Raw genomic sequence first — 25792 nt, 5'->3', positions numbered from 1 at the left:
GACTTCGTCGAGCCGATCGGCTATCTCGATCTCTACGGCACCGGCTTCGGCTTCCGCATCCTGCCGACGGTGGCCAGGGTGCGCCCGGGCTTTGAGCTGACGATCAACCATTCCGAGGTTGATGATGCGTTCGAAGTGCCGCTATCCTTCCTGATGAACCCGGCCAACCACCAGGTGCACAGCAAGGAATTCCGCGGCATGGAGCGGTCCTACTACGCGATGCCGTTTGCCGAACGCTACATCTGGGGCGCGACGGCCGGCATGCTCCGTGTGCTCTATGAGCGGATCTATTCGTCATGATTCGGCCGATCCTGACCGAGATCGGAATCTTCCTCGTTCCCTTTGCCGTCTATGCGCTGTTCCTGGCCGCCACGCGTTCCGGCCTGTTCGTGCAATCGTCCTGGCCGATCACCATCGTCGCGCGTCTCATGCTGGCGGCGCTCGTGCTGGTGATCGCCGGGCTGATCGGCTTTGCGCATTTCTCCGGCGCCGCACCGGATTCGACCTATGTCCCCGCCCATGTCGAGAACGGCAAGCTCGTGCCGGGCGTGGAAAGATAGGGCCGGCCGATGAGCGCGGTGCCCATGCTCGCCGATGCGCCCTGGCTGATTTCGGGCGGCACCGCGCGCGTCCTGCAATTGCTCAATGCGGATGGCGAGGAGGCGCGGGTTGTCGGCGGCGCCGTGCGCAACGCGCTGCTCGGCCTCGTGCCCGGTGACATCGACATCGCGACCACGGCGCTCCCGCACGAGGTGATACGGCGCGCCAAGAGCGCCGGCATCAAGGCCGTTCCGACCGGCATCGACCACGGCACCGTCACGCTCGTCATCGACAGCCAGCCGTATGAAGTCACGACGCTGCGCGAGGATACCGAGACCTTCGGCCGCAAGGCCAAGGTCGCGTTCGGCCGCGACTGGGTGAAGGACGCCGAGCGCCGCGACTTCACGATGAACGGGCTCTCGGTCGATGCCGACGGCGTCGTCCACGATTACGTCGGAGGCATCGCGGATGCGGCCGCGCGGCACGTGCGCTTCATCGGTGATCCCGACCAGCGCATCGCCGAGGATTTCCTGCGCATCCTGCGCTTCTTCCGCATCCACGCCGCCTTCGGCGCCGGCGATCCCGACCGCGACGGCTATCTCGCCTGCATCCGGGGACGCGCCGGCCTCGCGAGCCTCTCGGCCGAGCGGCTGCGCATCGAGACGCTGAAGCTTCTGGTCGCTCCCGGCGCGTCCGCCGCCGCGCTTGCGATGGCCGATGGCGGATTGCTGCAGGCGCTGACCGGCGGCGTCGCCTATACCGGGCCGCTCTCGGCGATGATCGCGATCGAGCGCGAGCTCGGCCTCACCGCAAGCAGCACGCGGCGCCTCGCCGCGCTGACGGTCGCGGTGACTGAAGACGCCAAGCGCGTCGCCACGCGCCTGAGGCTCTCCAATGCGGAAACCAAGGCGCTGGATTCGATGGGGCACCGCTGGTGGCGCTTGGCCACCAAGGGCGAAGCCGATGCGCGGCGGCTGCTCTACCGGCTCGGTGCGGATCGCTATCACGATCGCGTGTTGCTGGGCTGGGCGAGAGCCGGCGGTGACGTCGGCTCGTCGCGATGGCGTGCGCTCGCCGAGCTGCCGCAGCGCTGGACTGCGCCGAAATTTCCGCTTCGCGCCGCCGACTTCATCGCGCGCGGCATGGCGGAAGGACCCTCGCTCGGACATGTGTTGACGCTCGCGGAGGACGCTTGGCTTGCGGCGGATTTTCCCCTAGAGGAAGCCGCGCTCGCTTCCATCGCCGATCAAGCTGCGGCACGCGTCAGCCGCGATGAGAGAACGTGACCATCGTCTCAGGCTTCGCCGACATCTCGACCTTTCAGCTCCTGCTGGTCGCGTTGATGGCGTTGTTTGCTTCGATTATCGGTGGTCTCGCCGGCTACGGCACCGGCGCCTTGATGCCGCTGGTGCTGGTGCCTCTCGTCGGCGCCGAACCGGTGGTGCCGATCATCGCGATCTCCGCGATCTTCACCAATTCCAGCCGCGCGCTCGCCTATCTCCGCTATGCCGATCGCCGCCGCGCGCTGATCGTGCTGGCCTGTGCGGCACTGACGACAGCGCTTGGTGCCTACGGCTACACACGGCTGACCAATGCGGGCGCGGCGCTGGTGATCGGCTCCATGCTGATCCTGAGCGTGCCGCTGCGCCGTGTGCTCCGCCGCCGCCAGGTCAAGATCGGCGACACTGGGCTTGCGGCCGGCTCGGTCGGCTATGGCGTGCTGGTCGGCGGCACCTCCGGCTCCGGCGTGATCCTGCTGTCGCTGCTGATGGCCGCGGGCCTGGAAGGCGCGGCCGTGATCGCGACCGATGCCATGATCTCGCTCGGCACCGGCCTCATCAAGATCTCGGTGTTCGGCCTCGCCGGCGCCGTGACCGCACAGGTGCTCGCCTTTGCGCTGCTGATCGGAGCAATCGCAATCCCCGGCGCGTTCCTGGCAAAAGCCTTCGTCGAGCGGATGCCGGTGCACATCCACACCGCGATCCTCGACGTCGCGGTGATCACCGGCGGCGTAGTGATGATCTCGGCTGCGGCGAGGCAGCTCATCTAATCAATCGGATGTGGCGCTGTCCCGCTGCCAGTTTGGTTCACGCCGCGGGTCTAGTGTGAGGGACTGCAGTCCAGTTCCTTGATCCTGCCGGCGGCGTCAAATGCCAAAAGTGCACTCATGACGCCAGCACTGGTGAGGTACGAGATAATGGTGCCGTCGTTGCGCCAGGGATTGAGATCATCCAACGTGCCTGCCGGATATTTCCGGAGGTGATCGACCCAATAGGCACGAAGTGCTTCGCGGCCGGTGATGGTTTGGCCGCCGGCGCAGCCGCAGTGGACCACGGCATCCTCGGCATGAAGTTCCAAAATCGCTTCGATATCGCCCGCGCGATAGGCATCAAGCCAGTCGACCGCAACGGCCATCGGGTCAAAGGACATATTTTTCACTCGCATCGCGTCCAAATCTGGGTCAGGCTCTGGAACCGCCAGGCCTTTTTTGATTTTAATATCCCACCCGGGCACGGCCATATGGCGAACGACATAGGGGACCGGGCCGAGGGCCAAAGTCGATGTTGGACACGTCCGCCAGGCAGGGGATACTCAAGCCCATCCGGCTCGTGATCGTCGATCCACAGCCGATCGTTCTGCAGGGACTGAGGTCGGTCCTCGGGACGCAGCCGGACTTCGACGTTGTCGCATCGTCCAGCGATCGGACAAGCTGCCTCGAAGCAATTCGGAAGCTGACACCTGACGTCGCGCTTCTTGCCGACAAGGTGCCGGATCTGACGGTCTCCGAGATCCTCGCGATTGTGAAGGCGGAGAAGCTCTCCACGCGCCTGGTGTTCTTCACCGAGTCCGATACCGACCACGATCTGACTTCAGCCATCACAGCCGGCGCCTGCAGCGCAATTTCGAAGTATGCCTCTCCCGCCACGATGCTGCGATCGCTGCGGCTGATGACGAAGAGCGGCGTGGCACTGGAGAAGTCCGATCTCTCCGCACCCGGCAAGGAGGCGGACGGCGATAGCAAAGTCGAAGGGATGCTGGAGCTGTTGACGCAACGGGAACGTCAAATCGCACGACTCGTGGCGGAAGGAATGTCGAACAAGGAGATCGCGCGTCAGCTCAACGTTTCCGACGGGACGGTCAAGGTCCACCTGTACAATATTTTCCAGAAGCTTGAGATCACCAACAGAACTGTGCTCGCGACCATCGCATTGCTGCAACGGCCCTCCGGCCTGGCCGCGCTCTCCCTGGCATTTCTGGCGCTCGCAATTGCGGACGAACTCAAGGCGTCGGAAGCGAACGACATCTTCCCGGATGAGAACGGCGTCGGCCACGTGGACGAGCACGCGGGGTACGAGCCCTGGAAAAAAGGGATTCTCCGGCACCTCGTCGTCTGGGAATCCGGCGAGCCGCCCACGCAGGCCCAGAGAGACTTGTTCGCCAAGGCCGCCCAAATCACCAACCCGGCGGCGGCAATGGAAGCGCTACGCGCGGCCGAGCAATCCGGGGGCGCGAAAGCGTGGACGCACCACGCTCCTGCTGGATCGGGCGCGCCCGATCTTCCCGTGCCCTTACTGCGAGGAGCAAACGACATACAGGTCGGAGTTGACCCGGCCCCGGAACATCAATTCCCGCGGCTTCTTTCCAATGCGATGTCGATGCATGGAGGGTATGGCAACTTTGCTATTCTCACCGGTGCGTTGATCTACGCACTGGAGGATCCCCATCTCGCCGCCCACGCGCATGACCTTCGTCAAGCGTCGATCGACAGCATCCTGGCCGTCACTGAAGAGAGTGCGACCACAAAACTGGCCGCGATCACCCATGCTGCCGCCAATCATGCCGACAATTCAGCCCCGGGTTTCCTTTCGCACGATGTCCGCCTGTCTTTCGCCGCTGTGACCACTGGAAACGGCAACCTCGCTGAAGGCGCTCTGGGCGAAAAGGGCCCGGGCGATGCGGGTGACAATCTCCATAAATTTGTTGGCGCGGACCCTGGTCACGATGCCGGTGTCGGCGGGGGCGGCGACGTTGAAAAAATTGTTTATCGCTCCCCGATTGACTCCGAGTCTAACCAGTTCAAGTCGACCTCTTCCGACGCCGTGTTCGATTTCGCATCTGGGCCGGGCAGGATCAATCTTGCGGCTTTCGGAGCGCTTGCCTGGCTGCACATGACGGCGGCAACCAAGTCTATACCGCCACATACACTCGCCTGGGTCTACGACTCCGCAAGCAACGAGACGATCGTCTATGTGAATGCGACCGATCATATCCTTGATATCGGCGATCGCGGCCTGCTGGAAATCCATCTCGAGGGGATCGTGGCCGTTGCGGAGGCGGATGTCGGCTCCGAGCCAGATGGCGCGGCTGTTGCGACCACCTTGGAGCAGCTCGAAGCCGCGCTGATACCGGCGATCGCAACCGATGAGGCCGCTCTGACGAAGGATCATGTCCAAACCAGTATCGAGGGGAGCGAGAGCACGCTCGGGACGGCTGGAGCCTGGGCCCTTCTGGCCAACAACGGCTCGGGTTTCCATTTCGGGCAGGCCCGGACCGGCTTGGGAACGTCGACGAGGCTCAGAAGCTCCAGCGACGCGTCGGCGGATGCAACGGAAGAGAGCGATGGTGCGTCTGCCGCGTCGGCTCACGCATCATCCATCGAGCTTGCTCATAGCGCGACGGCCCCGGCAGCGGCAAATGTCGCATCGAACAATGGTCCGATCAATGCGGGCAACGGCGTTTCGTCGACGGGGCCCAACGAGATCGGCCAACCCAGCGTCCTAACCGCCGACAGCGCGGGGCACGGCAACTCGCAGCACGCTTCGGAGCCATCGACTGAAGCTGGCTCCAAACCGGGCAACGGCGTCGGCCATGACGCCGAGCATCACGATAAGGCCTCGGACGCTCCAGGAGGGTCAGCGAAGAACGCAGAACCAGACGGCGCGGAACACGGCAAAGCCGGGCACTCAAATGCTGCAAAAGCACCGGACGCAGCCGAGACCGATCCGGACGTCGCAACGGCCGCCGACGCGGGTCACGGCAACTCGAAGCACGCTTCGGAGCCGGGGTCTGCAAAGGCGGCAGCCGACGAATCGACTGAAGCTGGCTCCAAAGCGGGCCACGGCGTCGGCAATGGCGCCGAGCATCACGCTTCGGCTTCGGAAGCTCCGGGAGGGCCAGCGAAGAAGGCCGACCCAGGCGGCGCGGAACACGGCAAATCCGGACACTCCGCCGCCTCAAACGCACCGGACGCAGCCGAGATCGATCCGGGCGCCGCGATAGCCGCCGGTGCAGGCCACGGCAACCCGCAGCACGCATCGGAGCCAGGATCTGCAAAGGCGGCAAGCACGGGGTCGACGGAAGATGGGGGCAAACCCGGCAACGGCGTCGGCAATGGCGCCGAGCATCACGATAAGGACCCGGAGGCTCAGGGAGGGGCAGCGCAGAAGGCAGAACCAGACGGCGCGGAACACGGCAAATCCGGGCACTCAACCGCTGCAAACGCACCAGACGCAACCGAGATCGATCCGGGCGCCGCAACGGCCGCCAGCACGGGTCACGGCAATGCGCAGCACGCTTCAGAACCAGAATCTTCGAAGGCGGCAGCCAGCGAATCGACTGGAGCTGGCTCCAAAGCGGGCAACGCCGCCGACCGTGGTGGCGAGCATCACGCTTCGGCTTCCGAAGGCGCGCAAACACCAGCGACAACGGCAGAACCAGACGGCGCGGAACACGGAAAATCCGGGCACTCAGCCGCTGCAAGCCCGCTGGACGGAGCAGCGATCGATCCGGCCGCCGCAACGCCCGCCAGCGCGGGCCACGGCAACTCGCAACGCGCTTCGGAGCCAGGATCTGCAAAGGCGGCAAGCACGGAATCGACGGAACACGGAGGCAAACCGGGCAACGGCGCCGGCGATGGCGCCGAGCATCCCTCTTCGGCTTCGCAGGCTGCGGGGACCGTGAAGACAGCAGAACCAGCCACCGTGGACCACGGTAACTCGCAGCACGCTGCGCAATCTGCAGCAATCGCAGACGACGCACACGCGGCCAAGGCTGCGTTCGAAACCGGCGGCGCAGACCAGGGACCGGTATTCCGGTTCGATAGCGGCGTAGCTCCTTCTGCTTTCGTCGAGATAGTCGGACTGAAAGAGTTCAATCATCCGCTGGATGCGCACGTTCCGCCCGGTCAGGAAGAAGGCCTCGGGTTCAACGTCAAGCTCGTCCCTCATGCACTGAACGGACACGCGGACGATCACGGCACCAACAGCCCGCACCAAGCGATTCTACCTGCGCATCATGATTTGCTGATCTGAACCGCTGCATCGTCATTGACCGAAAATGGCAACTGTCACCGTAGCCACGGCTCAGGAACGCGACGCCTTTGGCGGATCAGCCTGATGGGGAGCAGTTGTTCAGGGTTGCAGCCGTGAGAGCAGACGTTGCCGATCCTGATCGCGACCTCGCTGCTCCATGCGCATCCGTTCAAGTTCGCCTTCAGCTTTGGTTGTGTCCTCGTTCTGGCGCTTCATTTCGATGATCAGCGCCTCCTGCTCGGCGAGCCGGCGTTCTCCTTCGACGACGTCGCGCTCGATCTGCCTCAGCTCATCGTATATCGCCGTCGTGTACATCGCGATCCTCGCGCGGCCGTGCTGCGAAGCACGCCGCAGAGTAGGTTTCGCTTCGTGCAGGGCCTTTATCGGGCGCGCGGTGCGGCTATGACCACAGCGCGACGCGTATGGCTTTTAACTCAGCCAGCTTCGCGAACGTTCCGGCTGATGCCATTTTTTCCCGGGCTTTGATCGATCGCACGAGAGGCCATGTTTGTTAACCGATCCCCTTGGCGGAAGCGGATCGCCAACTGCCCGGAACGGATCTCGTCAAGCGAGCGCACCCGTTGTCGGCGGCGATGCACTCGGCTCAGGGCTGCGCCTCAGCCAAGTTGCAAACAAGCGGTCGGCACAATATCGTCGATCGTCCGCGCCGATGTCTGACGTTCAATCTCCCTCAGGAACCAACACCATGAATGTGGTCTCAGTGCCCAGCGGGATCCATCGCCCTTCAGGGAAGGTCGATATCCCGTCCGCCTGGGAGGGCGCTGAGATGAAAGCCAATCCCGATCGATGGTTGATATCACTTGCTGCCGGCGAGATCGCCGAACTCGAGGGCGCGGCTGAAACATATCTTGGCAGCAACAAAAAAATCGCCGAGATCACGAAGGAAAGCTTTCCGCTTCCGTACTTCGGCGCGCATCTGGAAGAGCTCAAGAAAAGGCTTTTGGTCGGCTTGGGCTTCGAAGTGATCCGCGGCCTCCCAGTGGCAAAATACAGTCAGGAGTTTGCCGCTACGATCTTTTGCGGAGTGGGCGCCCATCTTGGATCGGCGCGGTCTCAGAATGCAGCGGGCCACATTCTCGGTCACGTCCGTGACACAGGCGCTGATGCGAAGGATCCGAACACCCGAATTTATCAAACCTCGGAACGGCAAACATTCCACACGGATTCGTCCGACGTGGTTGGATTGTTATGCATTCGCGAGGCGAGGGAGGGAGGGGATTCTCTCCTTGTCAGTACGACGACAATCTACAACGAGATGTTTGACAGACGTCCCGACCTTGCCGCTCTCTTGTTTGATCCGATCGCGACGGACCGACGAGGCGAGGTGCCGGAGAACGAAAAGCCATATCTTGAAATCCCGGTGCTGAATTGGCATGCGGGGTTCCTGACCGGGTTTTATCAGCGCCAATATATCGATAGTGCGCAGCGCTTTCCCGATGCGCCGAGACTGACGCCGGCTCACGTCGAGGCGCTCGATCTTTTTGACGCGCTCGCAAATGATCCCGCGCTGCATTTCGGCATGCGGCTTCAGCCGGGCGACATGCAGTTCGTTTACAATCATGCCTTGCTGCATGACCGGACCGGATTCCGCGATTGGCCCGATGCAGGCCAGAAGCGTCATTTATTGCGCCTTTGGCTCAGCATGGAAGGCGACCGGCCGTTGCCCGATTGCTTCAAGCAGCGCTATGGCTCGATCGAGATCGGTAACCGTGGCGGCATCATCACCAAAGGGACCAGTTTGAACGTTCCGTTGGATTGACGTTCGAGCATCCAGCGATGTCCGCTCTCGTGCCGATATGGACAGAGGAGCGGACACCAAGTTGGGCGGAGCCGAGCACCCCGACCTAATGAGGACGCGGCCTCAGCCGCGCTTACTCCTCGTCTTCGTCGTCTTCATCCTCGTCTTCGTCGTCGAGCTCTTCCAGGTGCTCGAGCACCGCAAGCGGGAGCGTCTCGCGAAACAGATCGCCCTCCGCGCCCATCCAGAGACAGATCACGTCGTCGCCCTTCACGTCCGCGACGGTGAGCGGCTGCCCGCCGGATTTCAGCATGACGATATCGCCGGCTTTTAGTTCCATGGATGGTCCTTTCGGGTTGATTGACGGCGAAGCTAGCAAACCGGCATGACATGCCGATCACGGGCTACTCGGTCAGTGGATGTGTTGCGGTAGCGCGCATCCGCCGGCCAGACTGCTGAAACGTCGATCAGAGAGCTTTAGGCCGGAGCGATCCCATCACGAGAGGCAATGGTGCCTGTTCGATGGATGGCACAAGGGCTCTTCCGTCCCGTGCGTCGCGACCATGACACCATGCGCCTGTTTTGCCCGACGGCGCAAATGATTTCGTCAGATCCGCAGTTTGCGCTTGCCGCAAGTCCTTGATTTTGCTGCGGCCGTCTACTGTGCATGGGGTTGTTTTCGACGTTTTTGTTTGCGCACCCCGATTGCAGTCAGTCCGGCACCAGTTCTGTCAGCGAGCGGATGATGCGGTCGGGCTTGACGATCGAGCCTTCGGGCAGGCCGTCGCCATGCACGTCGATCCAGATCGAGTAGATGCCGAGACGCTGCGGCGTCACGACTTCCCATTCCAGATTGTCGCCGATCATCCAGGTGTCTCTTGCGGTGACGCCGAGCGCCTCCATCGCGTGCAGATAGGCACGCTCCTCGGGCTTGCCGAAACCGTGCTCGCCCTCGATCTGGATGTGGTGGAAGCGGTGCGCCAGCTCGAAGCGTTCGACCTTGGCGCGCTGGGTGTCCGCGGCGCCGTTGGTCACCAATGCGAGCTTGATGCCGAGCGCCTTGAGCCTGTCGATGGCGTCATGCGCGCCGGGGAAGACGAACATCTCCTCCTCGCGATAGACGGTGAAGCGGTCGGCGAGACGAATGGCGAGGTCGTCGGGTAGGGCGCGATGACCGGCGGCCGCGAGCGCGGTGAAACCGCCCTTGACGGTGAGGTGCCGGGCTTCGGCGAGCTTGAGCCGCCACGAAGCGTCCGCATTGGCCCAGAAATTCTTCGCGAAGGCCAGGACGGTGCTCGCGACCAGTTGCGGCGGCAGCGGCGCGAGTTCCTCGGCGAACTCCGCTGTGATCGTGTTCCAGGCGATCTCGGGCCGCGCATAGGCCGACAGGATGGTGTCGTCCATGTCGATTAGCATGGCGCGCGGGAGCGGTCTCATCGCGGGCTTCATCGTCGTCATGGCCACTTCACCACCGGTGGTAGCGACGACAGGATCGAATCCACATTGCCGCCGGTCTTGAGACCGAAGATGGTGCCGCGGTCGTAGAGCAGGTTGAACTCGACATAGCGGCCGCGCCGGATCAATTGCTCCTCGCGATCCTCCGCGGTCCAGCTTGTCGCGAAATTGCGCCGCACGATGTCGGGATAGACCTTCAGGAAAGCGCGACCGACGTCCCGGGTGAAGGCGAGGTCGGCGTCCCAGTCGCCGCTGTCGTGCCAGTCGTAGAAGATGCCGCCGATGCCGCGCGCCTCTTTGCGGTGCGGCAGGTGGAAATACTCGTCGCACCACTTCTTGTACTTGTCGTAATCGGCGATGCCGTTCGGCTGCGTGCAGGCCTGTTTCATTGCGGCGTGGAAGGCGATGCTATCGGCATCGTCCTGCGTGCGCCGGCGGTCGAGCACCGGCGTAAGATCGGCGCCGCCGCCGAACCAGGCTTTGGTGGTGACGACGAAGCGCGTGTTCATGTGCACCGCCGGCACGTGCGGATTGCGCAGATGCGCAATCAGCGAGATGCCGGAGGCCCAGAACTTCGGGTCGTCCGCCGCGCCCGGAATTTGCGCGCGAAACTCTGGCGCGAATTCGCCGTGCACGGTGGAGCAATGCACGCCGACCTTCTCGAACAGGCGGCCTGACATCATCGACATCACGCCGCCGCCGCCGGCCGCGCCGGTATGATCGGTGCGCTGCCAGGGTGTGCGTTTGAAGCGGCCGGCCTCACCGGGATAAAGGCTCTCGGGGGCATCGTCCTCCAGCCGCTCGAAGCTCGCGCAGATGTCGTCGCGCAAGGCTTCGAACCAGGCGCGTGCGCGCGTCTTGCGGTCTTCGATCAAGCTCGGGTCCAATGTGGATGTCATTTCGTCAGCCCTGCGGACCGTAATAGGTGCAGCTCTCGTTGCAACTGTCGCGGTGGATGCTGACGCGGGTGAGCTTGCCGATAGGAGCCAGCCGCTCCCAGACGAAGCGCGAGAGGTTTTCCAGCGTCGGTGTGCCCAGCGCCTCGATCTTGTTGAGGTACTTGTGATCCAGCGTCATGCGCACATCCTCGATGGCGCGCTGGACCAGGCCGAGATCGACCACCATGCCGGTTTTGGGATCGGGCGTGCCGCGCAGCGTCACCTCGGCGCGAAAGGAGTGGCCGTGGATCTCTTCGCTATCCGCGCCGAACGTCGTTCCCGACAATGAGTGCGCCGCCTCGAAGCGAAACGATTTCGTCAATTCCCACATCTGTTCGAAAACCAATCCTATCTGATACCAAGCGACTTATGCGTCTGCACGCTGAGCCGCCATTGCGGATGATTGAGGCAATAGTCGATGGCGCCCGCGGTGTTTTGGGCGACCTCGGGCCCGTCCATCGGCTGCAGTGAGAAGCGCTCGAAGGCGAGATCCGCGAAGGCCTCCGGCATGGCGAGCGGTTGCGGATAGACCAGCTTCAGCTCGTGGCCGCGCCGGATCACCAGATCGCTGCCGCCCTTTGGGCTGACGCAGATCCAGTCGAGCCCCTCGGGCGGGGCGATGGTGCCGTTGGTCTCGACGCCGATCTCGAAGCCGCGGGCATGGAGCGCGTCGACCAGCGCGGTATCGACCTGGAGCAGCGGCTCGCCGCCGGTGAGCACCACATAGCGGTCTTCGGTGGAGGCTGTCCATTGCGCGGCGATGGTGTCTGCGAGTTCCGCGGCCGAGCCATAGCGACCGCCGAGGGTGCCGTTGGTGCCGACGAAATCGGTGTCGCAGAATTTGCAAGTGGCCTCCTGACGGTCGGCCTCGCGCCCGCTCCAGAGGTTGCAGCCGGCAAAACGGCAAAACACGGACGCGCGCCCGGCATGGGCGCCTTCGCCTTGCAAGGTCAGGAAGATTTCCTTGACCGCGTAACTCAACCGTCTCTCCTCAACATACCTCAACATATTAAACTTGCGGGTTCCGGAGCTGCCGCAGCGCTTCGCCTGCGGCCATCGCCGCGGTCATGGCGACATTGAGCGACCTCAGCCCCGGAGCGATCGGGATCACCAGCCGCGCGTCCGCCGCCTCGACCACCGCCTCGGTGACGCCGGCGCTCTCGCGCCCGAATAGCAGGATGTCCGCCGTCTGGTAACGGAAATCGCGGTAGTCGGTCGCCCCCTTGGTGGTGAACAGCAGCAGGCGAGCGCCTTGCGCCGCCCGCCATTGCTCGAACTTTGACCAGGAGTCATGCCTGACGATGCTGACCTGATCGAGGTAGTCCATTCCCGCCCTGCGGAAATGCCGGTCGGAGACCGGGAAGCCCGCCGGTTCGATGATATGGGCGGCCATGCCCAGACAGGCGCAGAGCCTGAGAATCGTGCCGGTGTTCTGGGGGATGTCGGGTTGGAAAAGCGCTATCTGCATGGGCGGTGCCGGGTTCGGTGCGGGCCGGAAATGTCTCAATAAAACATCGCTAGCCGCGGAATTCGTGCATTGCACGCTCCCGCGCCGATAGCGGGCTTGCGCTCGCCCGGCAAGGGTGCCAATAGAACGATTCTGGACTGCTGTTTTCGCCTTGTTTTGGTGGGGGCACGCGAAGTTCTGCCGCCGCGGGGGGCCGCGGGCGCCGGCAGGCTGTTCTGGGGACCTTGGGGGCTCCCGGAGCGGTTCCGCCGGCTGCATAAGAAGAAAGGGTTGGAATCGTGACGACAGCGTCTTCGGCGGACCATCCGACACGCCGTGATTTCTTATTCGTTGCAACGGGGGCAGCTGCAGCAGTAGGGGGCGCAGCCGCGCTCTGGCCCTTTATCTCCCAAATGAATCCTGATGCGTCGACCATCGCCGCTGGTGCGCCGATCGAGGTCGATCTCAGCCCGGTTGCCGAGGGGCAGGACATCAAGGTGTTCTGGCGCGGCAAGCCGATCTATATCAGCCACCGCACCAAGAAGCAGATCGACGAGGCGCGCGCCGTCAACGTGGCGAGCCTGCCCGATCCGCAGTCCGACGAGGCCCGGGTCAAGTCCGGCCATGAGCAATGGCTGGTCGTGATCGGCATATGCACCCATCTCGGCTGCATCCCGATCGCCCATGAAGGCAATTACGACGGGTTCTTCTGCCCCTGCCATGGTTCGCAGTACGATTCGTCCGGCCGCATCCGCCAGGGGCCCGCGCCCGCGAACCTGCCGGTGCCGCCGTACCAGTTCGTTTCGGACACCAAAATCCAGATCGGCTGAGCTTCGGGCCCTCGTCCGAAGCTTCGCGCCGTCTCGTCGTATTATTTCCTCAGGATCGCATCATGAGCGGACCATCCGACTACCAGCCGAGCAATCCGGCCCTGCAATGGATCGAGCGACGTCTGCCGATCCTCGGCCTCATGCACTCCTCCTTCGTGGTCTATCCCACCCCGCGCAACCTGAACTATTGGTGGACCTTCGGCGCCATCCTCTCCTTCATGCTGGGGATCCAGATCCTGACCGGCGTGATCCTGGCGATGCACTACACGCCGCATGCCGACCTCGCCTTCAAGTCGGTCGAGCTGCTCGTCCGTGACGTCAATTACGGCTGGCTGCTGCGCAACATGCATGCCGTCGGCGCCTCGATGTTCTTCGTCGCTGTCTACGTCCACATGCTGCGCGGCCTCTATTACGGCTCCTACAAGGAGCCGCGCGAGGTGCTGTGGATCCTTGGCGTCATCATCTACCTCCTGATGATGGCGACGGGCTTCATGGGCTACGTGCTGCCGTGGGGCCAGATGAGCTTCTGGGGCGCGACCGTCATCACCAATCTGTTCTCCGCCATCCCCTATGTCGGCGAGAGCATCGTGACGCTCCTGTGGGGCGGCTATTCGGTCGGCAACCCGACGCTGAACCGCTTCTTCTCGCTGCACTATCTACTGCCGTTCCTGATCGCGGGCGTCGTCGTGCTCCACGTCTGGGCGCTGCATGTCTCCGGCCAGAACAACCCTGATGGCGTCGAGCCCAAGACGGAAAAGGACACTGTTCCGTTCACGCCGCATGCAACCATCAAGGATATGTTCGGCGTCTCCTGCTTCATGCTGCTCTACGCCTGGTTCATCTTCTACATGCCGAATTATCTCGGCGACGCCGACAATTACATTCCGGCGAACCCGGGCGTGACGCCGCCGCACATCGTGCCGGAATGGTATTACCTGCCTTTCTACGCGATCCTGCGCTCGATCCCGAACAAGCTCGCGGGCGTGATCGGGATGTTCTCGGCGATCATCATCCTGTGCTTCCTGCCCTGGCTCGACGCCGCCAGGACGAAGTCGTCGAAGTACCGTCCGCTGGCCAAGCAGTTCTTCTGGATCTTCGTCGCGGTCTGCATCCTGCTCGGCTATCTCGGCGCGCAGCCGCCGGAAGGCATCTATGTGATCGCCGGCCGGGTCCTGACGTTCTGCTATTTCGCCTACTTCCTGATCGTGCTGCCGCTGCTCTCGCGGATCGAGAAGCCGCGTCCGGTGCCGAACTCGATCTCGGATGCCGTCCTGGCCAAAACCGGGAGCAGGTCGACGCCGATGGTGTCGAGCGCGATCGTGCTTGCGCTGGCGGGCGCGTTGTTTGCGGGCTCAGCCGACAGCGCGCGCGCCTCCGAAGGCAGCGACAAGCCGCCGGGCAACAAATGGTCGTTCGCCGGTCCGTTCGGCAAGTACGATCGCGGCGCATTGCAACGCGGCCTGAAGGTCTACAAGGAAGTCTGCGCCAACTGTCACGGCCTGTCCTACGTCGCCTTCCGCAATCTCGCGGAAGCCGGCGGTCCCGGCTATTCGGTCGCGCAGGCTGCAGCCTTCGCCTCCGACTACAAGGTCAAGGATGGTCCGAACGACGCCGGCGACATGTTCGAACGCGCGGGCCGGCCGGCGGATTATTTCCCCTCGCCATTCCCGAACGAGCAGGCGGCGCGTGCGGCGAACGGCGGCGCGGCGCCGCCGGATCTGTCGCTGATCACCAAGGCGCGTTCCTACGGCCGCGGCTTCCCGATGTTCATCGTCGACTTCTTCACCCAGTATCAGGAGCAGGGTCCGGACTACGTCTCGGCGCTGCTCCAGGGCTTTGAGGACAAGGCGCCCGAAGGTGTGACCATCCCGGAGGGCTCCTACTACAACAAGTACTTCCCGGGCCACGCCATCAAGATGCCGAAGCCGCTCAGCGACGGCCAGGTCACCTATGACGACGGCTCGCCGACCACTGTCGCGCAGTATTCCAAGGACGTCACCACGTTCCTGATGTGGACCGCCGAACCGCATATGGAAGCGCGCAAGCGCCTCGGTTTCCAGGTGTTCATCTTCCTGATCATCTTCGCCGGCCTGATGTACTTCACCAAGAAGAAGGTCTGGGCAGACTCGCACTGAGGGGCCCGAGGCGAGAATGAAGAGGCCCCCGCAAGGGGGCTTTTTTGTTGGGCACGAGAGTGTGTTGTCAGGCGCGATTGCCTATCGCCCGCTCAAACGCCAAAATGCCGCCAACCGCTCCCCAAAAACTCGTCGGAGGACACCATGGGAACCGCCATCACCTTCAAGCGCCCGGACGGCAAGGACGCATCGGGCTATCTCGCCAATGCCGCGCGCGGCAACGCGCCGGGCGTGGTGGTGATCCAAGAATGGTGGGGCCTTTCGGACCAGATCAAGGGCCTCTGCGACCGCTTCGCGCTCGCCGGTTTCGATGCGCTGGCGCCAGATCTCTACAAGGGCAAGGTGGTGCCGTATCACGACACCGACGCCGCCGGCAAAGAGATGAACTCGCTCGACTTCATGGACGCCACCACGCAGACGGTGCGCGGCGCCACGCAATATCTGTCGCGCAACGGCGCCAAGGTGGGCCTGACCGGCTTCTGCCTCGGCGGCGCCGTCACCATCATCGGCGCGGTGCATGTGCCGGAGCTCGCCGCCGGCGTGGTGTTCTACGGCATCCCGCCAGAGCAGGCGGCCAAGCCCGCCGACGTCAAGATCCCGCTTCAGGCCCATTTCGCCAACAAGGACGATTGGTGCACGCCGGAGCTGGTCAACGGTTTCGAAAAGGCCATGAAGGCCGCCGGCAAGTCGCTGGAGCTGTTCCGCTATGACGCCGAGCACGCTTTCGTCAACGAGCAGCGCCAGGCCGTGCACGACCGGGAAGCCGCCGAGCTCGCCTGGGGCAGGGCGACGGAGTTTTTCAGGAAGCATCTGGGGTAGGTGTGCTGCGCCAGTCGCGCTACCATTTCAGTGTCGCCCCGGCCTGGTGCGCAATTGCCCGGCCTTCGCCGGGACGACTGTGGTGATCGGCGTTGAGCAGCCAGCCCAGCCAGCCTTGACGTCGTCCCCGCGCCATGGTGAGTATCCGCCCATGAGCACCGCCGTCCGCCCATCCCGTCTTTGGTGGCGCACCTCCTGAGAGGTGGCCGGTGCGATTTATTCTCCCAAAATCGTCTGAGGTCGCCCACGCAGTGCGGCGGCCTGATCGTTTGTCCTGTGTGGCGTTCCCTCGACAAGTTTCGTAAGAGGACCCCATGAACAGGACCGTCTTTGCCCTTCCGGCTCGAAGCGACTACGTGACCCGCGCGGGGCTTGCGATCACGCGCGTGGCGGAACAGTTTTCCGGCGGCGCCAACCGGCTCGACGATCTCGTCAGCCTGCTCGACCGCCGCCGCGGCGTGGTGCTGTCGTCGGGCACGACCGTGCCCGGCCGCTACGAGAGTTTTGACCTCGGCTTCTCCGATCCGCCGCTCAAGCTCGAGACCACCGGCGTCAATTTCAAGCTGGAAGCGCTGAACGCGCGCGGGGAGGTGCTGATCGCCTTCCTCGCCGACGTCTTGCGCGAACCCTGCGTCGTGATCTCCGAGACGACGCCGACGCGCCTTGCCGGTCATATCATCCGCGGCGAAGCCCCGATCGACGAAGACCAGCGCACGCGGCGCGCCAGCGTGATGTCGCTGGTGCGCGATCTCGTCGCCGCTTTCTCCGCCAATGACGACGGCGTGCTCGGCCTGTTCGGCGCCTTCGCCTACGATCTCGTGTTCCAGATCGAGGACCTCGTGCAGAAGCGCGCGCGCGAGAGCGACCAGCGCGACATCGTGCTCTACGTCCCCGATCGCCTGCTCGCCTATGACCGCGCCACCGGCCGCGGCGTCGTGCTCACATACGATTTCGCGTGGAAGGGCAAGTCCACCGCGGGCCTGCCGCACGAGACCGCCGAGAGCCCCTACCTCAAGACACCGCGCCAGGGTTTTGCCGATCACGCCCCCGGCGAATATCAGGCCACTGTCGAGACCGCGCGCGCTGCCTTTGCGCGTGGCGATCTGTTCGAGGCGGTGCCGGGGCAGCTCTTCGCCGAGCCCTGCGACCGCTCGCCGGCGGAAGTGTTCCAGCGGCTCTGTGTCATCAATCCGTCGCCCTACGGCGCGCTGATGAATCTCGGCGAGGGCGAATTTCTCGTCTCGGCCTCTCCGGAAATGTTCGTGCGCTCGGACGGACGCCGGGTCGAGACCTGCCCGATCTCGGGGACGATCGCGCGCGGTACCGATGCGATCGGCGATGCCGAGCAGATCCGCCAGCTCCTGAACTCCGAGAAGGACGAGTTCGAGCTCAACATGTGCACCGACGTCGACCGCAACGACAAGGCGCGCGTCTGCGTTCCCGGCACCATCAAGGTGCTGGCGCGCCGGCAGATCGAGACCTATTCAAAACTGTTCCACACCGTCGACCATGTCGAAGGCATGCTGCGTCCCGGCTTCGATGCGCTCGACGCCTTTCTCACCCACGCCTGGGCCGTCACCGTCACTGGCGCACCAAAACTCTGGGCGATGCAGTTCGTCGAGGATCACGAGCGCTCGCCCCGCCGCTGGTATGCCGGCGCGATCGGGGCGGTGAATTTCGACGGCAGCATCAACACCGGCCTCACCATCCGGACCATCCGGATGAAGGAGGGCCTCGCGGAAGTGCGTGTCGGCGCCACCTGTCTGTTCGACTCCGATCCCGCCGCCGAGGACCGCGAATGCCAGGTCAAGGCCGCCGCCCTATTCCAGGCGCTGCGCGGTGATCCGCCGAAGCCGCTGTCGGCCTTTGCGCCCGATGCGACCGGAAGCGGCAAGAGGGTGCTGCTGATCGACCATGACGACAGCTTCGTCCATATGCTGGCCGATTACTTCCGCCAGGTCGGCGCCGACGTCACCGTGGTCCGCCATGTGCATGCGCTCGACATGCTCAAGCAGAAGCGGTGGGATTTGCTGGTGCTGTCGCCAGGGCCGGGCAGGCCCGAGGATTTTGGGATCAAGAAGACCATCGACGCGGCGCTGGAGGACAAGCTGCCGGTGTTCGGCGTCTGCCTCGGCGTCCAGGCGATCGGCGAGTATTTCGGCGGCGAGCTCGGGCAGCTCACGCATCCCGCCCATGGCCGGCCCTCGCGGGTTCAGGTACGTGGCGGGCGGCTGATGCGCAATCTGCCGAACGAGATCGTCATTGGCCGCTATCACTCGCTGTATGTCGAGCGCGACAGCATGCCGGAGGTGCTATCCGTCACCGCCAGCACCGAGGACGGCGTCGCCATGGCGCTCGAGCACAAGACCCTGCCGGTCGCCGGCGTGCAATTCCATCCGGAATCGCTGATGTCGCTGAGCGGCGAGGTGGGCTTACGAATTGTCGAGAACGCGTTCCGCCTGGATGCGTCGCGCTGATTGAGAGGCACCATGACTTTTGACCATGATCTGAAGGCGAGCGTCCGCACCATCCCGGACTATCCGAAACCCGGGATCTTGTTCCGCGACATCACCACGTTGCTCGCAGATGCGCGTGCGTTCCGCCGTGCGGTCGACGAACTCGTCAATCCCTGGGCCGGCAACAAGATCGACAAGGTCGCTGGCATGGAAGCGCGCGGCTTCATCATCGGTGGCGCGGTGGCGCACCAGGTTTCGGCCGGCTTCGTGCCGATCCGGAAAAAAGGCAAGCTGCCGCACACCACCGTGCGGATCGCTTACTCTCTCGAATACGGCATCGACGAGATGGAGATGCATGTCGACGCCATTCAGCCGGGTGAGCGTGTGATCCTGGTCGACGACCTCATCGCCACCGGCGGCACCGCGGAAGGTGCGGTGAAGCTGCTGCGCCAGATCGGCGCCAATGTGGTCGCCGCCTGCTTCATCATCGATCTGCCCGATCTCGGCGGCGCCGCCAAGCTGCGCGCGATGGACGTGCCGGTGCGCACGCTGATGACGTTCGAGGGGCACTGAGGGCACGGCACGGCTGGCGACGTTCAGATCGGCTCGGCCGTTAGCTCCGACAGCCAATGCAGCATGCGCTCTTTGAGGAGCGCATTCCTGACATAGTCGCTCGCCTCATCTTTCAGCCGCTCGCATTCGCCGAGTGTCAGGCCTGCCCGAGGCCGCGCAGCGGACGACGTAGATGCCGGCAACGGTCTTCCGCTCCTTATAGGCGGCGATTGCTGCTTTACGGTCGATGCTCACGGTGAAGAGGCCTTGCTGAGGAACGATGGTGCGTACACTCAGTAACCGCAACGTCGCTCGGCGTCAATATTATCCGGGTAAAATATTCAGGACCGTTGCAGGATCAGGCTGAGCTCGAGTTCGCGGAAGGCGAGGTAATTGCGCCGGGTCCATTGGTGCAGCTCGGTCGAGGCATCCTTCTCCTGGCGAAGATAGCCGGTGAAGGAGAAATTCAGGCGGCTGATATAGGTCTTCAGGAATCCGGGCAGCGCCGGCAGGCGCAGCAGCCGGCCGCCGGCCATCGCTTCCGGCAGCTCGCCGCGCACGATGTGCTCGTTGTCCACCGTGATCAGGTTGATCCGCGGGATCTGTTCGCGCAGCATCTCGTGGGCGCGGGCCGAGACGCGGTCGGTGTCGGCGACGAACAGGATCATCGGCGCGACGTGGCGGCGCGCAGCCTCTTTCAACAGGCCGATCTCCTCCGTCATCTTGAAGAACTCGTCAAAGGCGTGGAAGCCGAGGTCGATCACCTTGGCAAGCCCGTCATCGACGATGACGCGATCCATCAGCTGCATCTTGCCGTAGGTGTCGATCACGTCGGCGGTCTCGGTGATCGTTGGCAGATAGTCGAGCAGCGACGGCTCCTTCAGGTTGACGTCGAAGGCCACGACGTTGCCGTTCTTGAGCAGCAAAAATTCGCTCAAAAGCCGCGCCAGCAGGGTCTTGCCGACCTGCGGACGGGGCGAGCAAATGATGTAGAGGGGCGTTGCGGGCATCGATAGCTATATCAGTCGAACTTGGCGACCAATCCAGCCGTATCCGCCCGGCTTGCGCAACTATTTTTCGCTGTTGCGGGCCCCGGATTTCGTCGAGCCGACGATATCGGTCAGCCGGATCCGATCGAACTCACTCCAGACGTTCGCCAGCCAGTGTCGGACATAACCACGCAGCACGAAGGAGTAGTTGGCGGCCTCGTCGTTGACGCCCTTGTTGGCGACGAATTTCAGGAATGGGACGGAGGACACCTCGACCTGCTCATAGGCCATTTCGTTGAGCTTGGGGATGGTCAGCTCGGTCGCGTCCTTGATGCGGTTGAAATACGATTGGTAAGTCGACTGATCCCACTGGAAGAACTGAGTATCGTTGATGAAGTTCTTCACCAGGAAATATTTCGCGCCGCCCATGAAGCCCGCGGTCTCGGCGATCTCGTCCAGCGAGGCGATCGAGGGTCCGAGGATGTGGAACACGGCAAAGGTGATCTGGCCGGCCTTGGCGGCGTCGAGGAATCCGATGTCGCGCAAGGAGGCGAGCGCCGGCGAGAGCAGGCCGGCCCGGACGTCGATCACGGTGACCGACGGGCTCGTCGCGTTGAGCGTATCGAAGATCTTCATCTGATCCGACGTCGTCGTCATGTCGACGATCTCGGTGATGTCAGGATGGAAGCGCTTCAGGGTTCCGCGCGGCGATTCGGTGTCGAAGGCGCGCGTCGGCACGTTGTTGGCGGAAAAATAATCGAGCAGGGTGCGCGACACCGTGGTCTTGCCGACCCCACCCTTGTCCGCGCCCACCACAACCACTGCCGGCTTTGCCATTGCTGTCCCCTAACGCGCGCCCCCGATCGCGAGGTTGCAATCGGATGGGCCCCAAATCGATGTCGCAGACATGTCCCAAGTCTGCTGTTGGGCGCGAACATGGCAGAAACAAGGGAGAATTCAATTCCGCAGGGCCCAGTTACGGCAATTCCCGACGTTTTTCCCAAGCACGACGAATTCTGCCGGGCATGGCGTCAAATCACGCTCAATGGCGGCCCCAAGGACCCAAGGAATTGCCCAAGGGATTGCTTACTCGATTGCCTATCGGGTTGCTGCTGGCGGTTCCGGCGGAGCTGGGTGCGGGCAGGGGCGGCGGACTGGCCGCGCCGCCTACGTCGTTCCAGGGCCCCTGGCGCGGTGGCGGTCGGACGCCCTGCTGGTCGGCTTGCGTGTCTGGCTCCTCGGCCTCGTCGGCGGAAAGCGGCAGCGGGCCGGGATCATGGCCGTCGGCGAACTTGACCAACGCGTCGACCCGCGACTGCACCGAGGGGTGGGTCGCGAACAAATCGGCAAAACCCTCGCGCGGATTGTCGACGCAGAGCTCCATCACTGCCGAGGTTGCGCCCGGCAGCTCGCCGCGGTTCTCGATCTTGCGCAGTGCCGAGATCATGGCGTCCGGGTTTTTCGTCAGCTCGACGGAGCCTGCGTCCGCGAGATATTCGCGCGAGCGCGACAGCGCGAGCTTCACCACCTGAGACAACAGCCAGGCCACCACGATCAGCACGACCGCGATGATGATGACGATCACCGCGCCGCCGCCCGAACTCTTGCTGTCGCTCGACGACGAGGACGATCGTGACGAGGAGGAGCCCGACGACCACGAGCCGCCGGAGCCGGAGCTCCAGCTGAAATTCGTGAACAGGCGGAAGAACAGTTCGCCGAAGAATCCGACCACGCCCGCGATGATGACGGCGACCACCATGAGCTGCACGTCGCCGTTCTTGATATGGGTCAGCTCGTGACCCAGCACCGCCTCGATTTCCTGGTCGTCCAGCGCATTGAGGAGACCGGTGGTGACGGTGACCGAATATTGCCGCGGGTTGAGGCCGGTCGCGAACGCGTTCAGCGCCGGGCTTTCCATGATCTTCAGCTTCGGCATCGTGATGCCGCGCGAGATGCAGAGATTTTCAAGCAGATTATAGAGCCGCGGCTGCTCCTGCCGGGTGACGTCGTGGCCGCCGGTCACCGCATCGATCATCGACTGGTGGAAGAAATAGGCGATCACGATCCAGGTCGCTGCCACGACGGTCGCAACCGGTGCGGCGACTTTCAGATCATAGAAGGCGCGTCTCAGATAATGGAGGACGGTCTCGTCGCCATTGATGACGACTTCGGCGATCAGCGCGCCGGCATAGACCAGCACGTAGACCAGCGCGAACAGACCGGCGAGCAGGAGCATCGAACGAAACTTGTTCGAGGCGATGTGCGTGTAGAGACCATACGCGGCCATGACGCGATGCCCTGCCGGCCTATCGGCTCAACTCAGAATTTCACCTGCGGCGTGGCCTCGACCTCGGTGCGGCTGGCGCCGAGATCGAAGAAGTCCTTTTTGGTGAAGCCGAACATGCCGGCGAACAAGGCTGCCGGCATCTGCTGGATGCCGGTGTTGTATTCCTGGACCGCGCTGTTGAAGAAGCGTCGGCTGGCCGCGATCTTGTTCTCGAGATCGGACAGCTCGCTGGCGAGCTGCTGGAAATTGGCGTTGGCCTTGAGGTCGGGATAGGCCTCCGACAGCGCGATCAGTCGGCCGAGCGCGCCGGAGAGCTGGGTCTCGGCCGCGGACACCTGCGCCGGTCCCTGCGCCGACATCGCCGAATTGCGCGCCTTGATGACGTCGTCGAGCGTGCCGCGCTCATGCGAGGCATAGCCCTTCACCGTCTCGACCAGGTTCGGGATCAGATCGTGGCGCTGCTTGAGCTGCACGTCGACGTCGGCAAAGGCCTGGCCGACGCGCTGGCCCAGCGCCACCAGCCGATTGTAGGCGGCGAAGGCAAAGAACACGAGGACGACGATAACGCCGAGAACGATCCAGCCGGTCGACATGGAGAACTCCTGAAGGGGGAAGAAGGCGGGCGCTAGGGTAGACCAAATTGGCGCCGAGCGAGAGCCCGGTACAGAAGAGAGGTAAGACTTGGTCGGATGAGGGACTATCCCAGTTCAAGGCGAAAGCGCCGGAGCAGGTTAACTTTCGGACAGGATGGCATCACCCCAGCGCCAGCGGCGGGCGCTTGCATAGGCGACCTTGTCCCGCCGTGGGACCTTGGCGAGTTCGACGCCTTGCTCGGTGCAGAGCTTTGCCGTGATCTCGGGCTTGCCGAGATCCGGCGGCGCCAACACGCGCGCGGCGCGGGTGGCGGGAGGCCTACGGGTTAGCGCCACGTAGATGAATCGCTCGTCCTCGAACGGCACCTCGGCGCCCTTGATTTGGCGGTGAGCCTGCGAGCGCGGCAAGCGCTGGGAGAAATGGCACCAGTCGGGCGCCGTCAGCGGACACGGCTTTTCGTGCGGGCAGGGTGCGGCGACATAGGCGCCTGCCGCGATCAGTTGCTGGCGCAAGGTGAGGATGCGGGCGTAGCCGGCGGGCGTGCCGGGCTCGATCACGACCAGCACGTGGCGCGCTTTCGCCCACATCGCTTCCGCGAGCTTGCGTTGATCGCCCTCGCTGAGCTCGCCGATGACATAGCTCGCGACGACGAGATCGGCTTGCGAAACCTCAGCGAGGTTCGCGCCGGCATCGCCCGGCAGATAGCGGCAATTCGCCAGACGCGTGCTGTCGCGCGCCAGTTCGAGCGCGAGACGGCTCAGCGTGGCGTTGGCATCGAGCAGGGTGAAGGATTGCAGCGACGGAAAAGCTTCCGCAGCGGCCCAGCTCGCGGTGCCCGGACCTGCGCCGACGTCGAGCAGCGTTTCCGGACCGAGGTCCGGTGCGACCTCGGTCAGCGCATTCAGACTTGCCGCCACCGCAGCGTAGGTCGCCGGCATCCTCGCGAGCGCATAGGCGAGCGCATCGGCCTCGGATTTGATCGTGCCGGAGCCGCCCCCTGCACGATAGGTGGTCGAGATTTTCTGCGATCGCTGCGCAGCGTCGGCGCGCGAGAACCCCTGGAGCTTGCCGTCGAGGGCCGCTTTCAGTTCGGCGGGGAGGGTGGGTGAGATCATCATTCGTGGTCATCATCCGCTTGCGCGGATGACGACGTCAATAGGTGCGTGACGGGAGCGGACTCACGCCACGTTCTGGTCGAGAATGTCCACCGCCTCTTGCAGGTTCACCGACACCAGTTGCGAGACCCCGCGTTCGGCCATGGTGACGCCGAACAGGCGGTTCATCCGCGCCATCGTGATCGGGTTGTGGGTGATGATGATGAAGCGCGTGTCGGTCGAGGCGGTCATCTCGTGCAACAGGTTGCAATAGCGCTCGACGTTGTGGTCGTCGAGCGGCGCGTCGACTTCGTCCAGCACGCAGATCGGCGAGGGATTGGTGAGGAACACCGCGAAGATCAGCGCCATCGCGGTCAGCGCCTGCTCACCGCCGGAGAGCAGCGATAGCGTCTGCGGCTTCTTGCCCGGCGGCTTGGCGATGATTTCGAGGCCGGCTTCAAGAGGGTCATCGCTCTCGATCAAATGCAACGCGGCTTCGCCGCCACCGAACAGCTCGACGAACAGGCGCTTGAAGTGGTTGTTGACGACCTCGAACGAGGTCAGGAGCCGCTCGCGAGCTTCCTTGTTGAGGCTCTGGATACCCTGGCGCAACCGCTTGATGGCCTCGACGAGGTCGTCGCGCTCGGTGACCAGACCATTATGCTGGGTCTCGACCTCGCGCAGCTCTTCCTCGGCGCGCAAATTGACCGCGCCCAGGCGCTCGCGATCGCGGCGCATCTTTTCGAGGTCTTCCTCGATGTCGTGCAGCGGCGGCAGCTCGGCGCCGGGCTCGATCTCGGCGAGCCCGGCAACGGCCTGCGGCTCGACTTCGAGCATGTCGCGGATCTCGCGCTCGATGTCATCGAGTCGGCGCCGCGCGCTTTCCATGCGCTCCTCGGCGCGGGCGGTGGCCTCGCGCGAGCTGGAGAGCGCCTCGAGCGTCAGCTTGGCGACGCGATCGGTTTCGGCCATCGCGGTTTCCGCGCTGGCGAGCGCATCGGCGGCCATGCGGCGGTCGTTTTCGGCGTATTCGATCTCGGTGATCAGCGCGCTGCGCTTCTCTGCGAACACGGCTGGCGCGTTCTCGAGATCGCTGCGCTCGATCGAGACTTCGGCGATACGGGCCTGGATGGTGTCGATGTGGGAGGCCGCGCTCTCCTTGCGGTTCTGCCACTCGGTTCGTTCGGCGAGGATCGCCTGCACGCGGCGGTCGGCCAGCTCGGCTTCGCGCGCCAGCGCCTGTGCCTCGGCGCGGACCTGAGCGGCCATGCGGCGATGGCCTTCGATGTCGCTGCGGACGGCGGCGAGACGGGTTTCGGTGTCCTCGCTCGACGGCAGCTCGGAGATCCCCGCTTCGGCGTATTCGTAGGCGGCTTCGGCCTCGGCGCGGTCGGCGGCCAGACGGCTGTGCGCTTCCGACAGCGTCGCCTTGCGCGCGGCATGGCGGCTGATCTCGCGTTCGACCGTAGCATGGCGTTCGCGCGCGACGTTGAGCTCGCGTTGCGCGGCGCGCCAGGCTTCGCGGCTCGCACCTTCGGTGCTGGCGGCCATCTGCAGCTCGGCCTCGGCGTTCTCCAGCGCCTGGC

General features: G+C 64.0%; 24 protein-coding genes and 2 pseudogenes. 11 read left to right on the top strand and 15 right to left on the bottom strand.

The features are described from left to right. From IVB32_RS02335 to IVB32_RS02320, 4 genes are all read left to right on the top strand, one after another. Positions 1–300: CoA pyrophosphatase (locus IVB32_RS02335; protein ID WP_247409675.1), on the top strand; the 300-nt coding region annotated here is incomplete at its 5' end. Further along, entirely contained in the window at positions 297–560 is a 264-nt protein-coding gene (locus IVB32_RS02330) for a DUF6111 family protein (RefSeq protein WP_018454951.1), read from the top strand. The genes IVB32_RS02335 and IVB32_RS02330, both read left to right, overlap by 4 nt. Positions 561–569: 9 nt before the next feature. Continuing rightward, positions 570–1826 carry a CCA tRNA nucleotidyltransferase gene (locus IVB32_RS02325; RefSeq protein WP_247372665.1) on the top strand — a complete coding sequence of 419 codons (1257 nt, stop codon included), beginning with the start codon at positions 570–572 and terminating at the stop codon, positions 1824–1826. Further along, entirely contained in the window at positions 1823–2590 is a 768-nt protein-coding gene (locus IVB32_RS02320) for a sulfite exporter TauE/SafE family protein (protein WP_247372668.1), read from the top strand. Before IVB32_RS02325 ends, IVB32_RS02320 begins: the two co-directional genes overlap by 4 nt. A 50-nt stretch (positions 2591–2640) precedes the next feature. On the opposite strand, the gene IVB32_RS02315 is transcribed toward IVB32_RS02320, so the two are convergent. After that, a complete protein-coding gene (locus IVB32_RS02315) occupies positions 2641–3060 on the bottom strand; it encodes a nuclear transport factor 2 family protein (protein WP_231188813.1) in 420 nt (139 codons plus the stop codon). Between the two features lie 41 nt (positions 3061–3101). Here IVB32_RS02315 and IVB32_RS02310 point away from each other — a divergent pair, with 41 nt between their 5' ends. Then, positions 3102–6851, top strand: coding sequence for a LuxR C-terminal-related transcriptional regulator (locus tag IVB32_RS02310; RefSeq protein WP_247372671.1), 3750 nt, complete (start codon positions 3102–3104; stop codon positions 6849–6851). Between the two features lie 99 nt (positions 6852–6950). Here the strand turns inward: IVB32_RS02310 and IVB32_RS02305 are convergent, their stop codons facing one another. Beyond that, a complete protein-coding gene (locus tag IVB32_RS02305) occupies positions 6951–7166 on the bottom strand; it encodes a hypothetical protein (RefSeq protein ID WP_018454947.1) in 216 nt (71 codons plus the stop codon). 391 nt (positions 7167–7557) lie between these two features. On the opposite strand from IVB32_RS02305, the gene IVB32_RS02300 reads away from it, so the two are divergent. After that, complete coding sequence (locus tag IVB32_RS02300; RefSeq protein WP_247372674.1) at positions 7558–8631, top strand: TauD/TfdA family dioxygenase; 1074 nt, start codon at positions 7558–7560, stop codon at positions 8629–8631. Between the two features lie 112 nt (positions 8632–8743). Here the strand turns inward: IVB32_RS02300 and IVB32_RS02295 are convergent, their stop codons facing one another. From IVB32_RS02295 to IVB32_RS02270, 6 genes are all read right to left on the bottom strand, one after another. Beyond that, positions 8744–8950, bottom strand: coding sequence for a DUF2158 domain-containing protein (locus IVB32_RS02295; protein WP_018454945.1), 207 nt, complete (start codon positions 8948–8950; stop codon positions 8744–8746). 371 nt (positions 8951–9321) lie between these two features. Continuing rightward, complete coding sequence (locus IVB32_RS02290) at positions 9322–10068, bottom strand: HAD family hydrolase (RefSeq protein ID WP_247372676.1); 747 nt, start codon at positions 10066–10068, stop codon at positions 9322–9324. Further along, positions 10065–10964 (bottom strand): oxygen-dependent coproporphyrinogen oxidase, encoded by a 900-nt coding sequence (gene hemF, locus IVB32_RS02285; protein WP_231188796.1) that lies wholly within the window; start codon positions 10962–10964, stop codon positions 10065–10067. Before hemF ends, IVB32_RS02290 begins: the two co-directional genes overlap by 4 nt. Before the next feature lie 4 nt (positions 10965–10968). After that, positions 10969–11334 (bottom strand): 6-carboxytetrahydropterin synthase, encoded by a 366-nt coding sequence (locus IVB32_RS02280; RefSeq protein WP_247357255.1) that lies wholly within the window; start codon positions 11332–11334, stop codon positions 10969–10971. A 17-nt stretch (positions 11335–11351) separates the two neighbouring features. Continuing rightward, positions 11352–11984: a 7-carboxy-7-deazaguanine synthase gene (gene queE, locus IVB32_RS02275; protein ID WP_018454941.1), complete on the bottom strand. Its 633-nt coding sequence runs from the start codon at positions 11982–11984 to the stop codon at positions 11352–11354. 28 nt (positions 11985–12012) lie between these two features. After that, positions 12013–12471 (bottom strand): tRNA (cytidine(34)-2'-O)-methyltransferase, encoded by a 459-nt coding sequence (locus tag IVB32_RS02270; RefSeq protein WP_018454940.1) that lies wholly within the window; start codon positions 12469–12471, stop codon positions 12013–12015. A gap of 278 nt (positions 12472–12749) precedes the next feature. Here IVB32_RS02270 and petA point away from each other — a divergent pair, with 278 nt between their 5' ends. From petA to IVB32_RS02245, 5 genes are all read left to right on the top strand, one after another. After that, the gene (gene petA / locus IVB32_RS02265; RefSeq protein ID WP_026232845.1) at positions 12750–13280 is read left to right on the top strand and encodes a ubiquinol-cytochrome c reductase iron-sulfur subunit; all 531 of its coding nucleotides are present in this window, start codon (positions 12750–12752) and stop codon (positions 13278–13280) included. 62 nt (positions 13281–13342) lie between these two features. Beyond that, a complete protein-coding gene (gene fbcH, locus IVB32_RS02260) occupies positions 13343–15415 on the top strand; it encodes a cytochrome b/c1 (RefSeq protein WP_018454938.1) in 2073 nt (690 codons plus the stop codon). A gap of 144 nt (positions 15416–15559) precedes the next feature. After that, complete coding sequence (locus tag IVB32_RS02255) at positions 15560–16234, top strand: dienelactone hydrolase family protein (RefSeq protein WP_008134159.1); 675 nt, start codon at positions 15560–15562, stop codon at positions 16232–16234. Positions 16235–16548: 314 nt separating this feature from the next. Then, complete coding sequence (locus IVB32_RS02250; RefSeq protein ID WP_204513836.1) at positions 16549–18711, top strand: anthranilate synthase component I; 2163 nt, start codon at positions 16549–16551, stop codon at positions 18709–18711. A 12-nt stretch (positions 18712–18723) separates the two neighbouring features. Continuing rightward, a complete protein-coding gene (locus IVB32_RS02245; RefSeq protein WP_007595035.1) occupies positions 18724–19263 on the top strand; it encodes an adenine phosphoribosyltransferase in 540 nt (179 codons plus the stop codon). A 23-nt stretch (positions 19264–19286) separates the two neighbouring features. Here IVB32_RS02245 and IVB32_RS02240 read toward each other — a convergent pair. The 7 genes and pseudogenes from IVB32_RS02240 to IVB32_RS02210 all read right to left on the bottom strand — a co-directional run. Beyond that, positions 19287–19497 (bottom strand): annotated as a pseudogene (locus IVB32_RS02240) (hypothetical protein). 86 nt (positions 19498–19583) lie between these two features. Next, positions 19584–20252, bottom strand: coding sequence for a hypothetical protein (locus IVB32_RS02235; RefSeq protein WP_204513838.1), 669 nt, complete (start codon positions 20250–20252; stop codon positions 19584–19586). A gap of 60 nt (positions 20253–20312) precedes the next feature. Continuing rightward, positions 20313–21068, bottom strand: coding sequence for a hypothetical protein (locus tag IVB32_RS02230; protein WP_018454934.1), 756 nt, complete (start codon positions 21066–21068; stop codon positions 20313–20315). Between the two features lie 205 nt (positions 21069–21273). Beyond that, positions 21274–22518 (bottom strand): M48 family metallopeptidase, encoded by a 1245-nt coding sequence (locus IVB32_RS02225; RefSeq protein WP_204513839.1) that lies wholly within the window; start codon positions 22516–22518, stop codon positions 21274–21276. A 32-nt stretch (positions 22519–22550) separates the two neighbouring features. Further along, a complete protein-coding gene (locus IVB32_RS02220; RefSeq protein ID WP_085352637.1) occupies positions 22551–23111 on the bottom strand; it encodes a LemA family protein in 561 nt (186 codons plus the stop codon). A gap of 138 nt (positions 23112–23249) precedes the next feature. Next, complete coding sequence (locus tag IVB32_RS02215) at positions 23250–24230, bottom strand: small ribosomal subunit Rsm22 family protein (protein ID WP_247372679.1); 981 nt, start codon at positions 24228–24230, stop codon at positions 23250–23252. A 60-nt stretch (positions 24231–24290) separates the two neighbouring features. Then, positions 24291–25792 (bottom strand): annotated as a pseudogene (locus IVB32_RS02210) (chromosome segregation protein SMC); the annotation flags it as partial.

Origin of the sequence: Bradyrhizobium sp. 23, assembly GCF_023073295.1 — a bacterium.
Taxonomy (GTDB): domain Bacteria; phylum Pseudomonadota; class Alphaproteobacteria; order Rhizobiales; family Xanthobacteraceae; genus Bradyrhizobium; species Bradyrhizobium canariense_D.
This window is presented reverse-complemented; position numbering and strand designations above follow the sequence as displayed.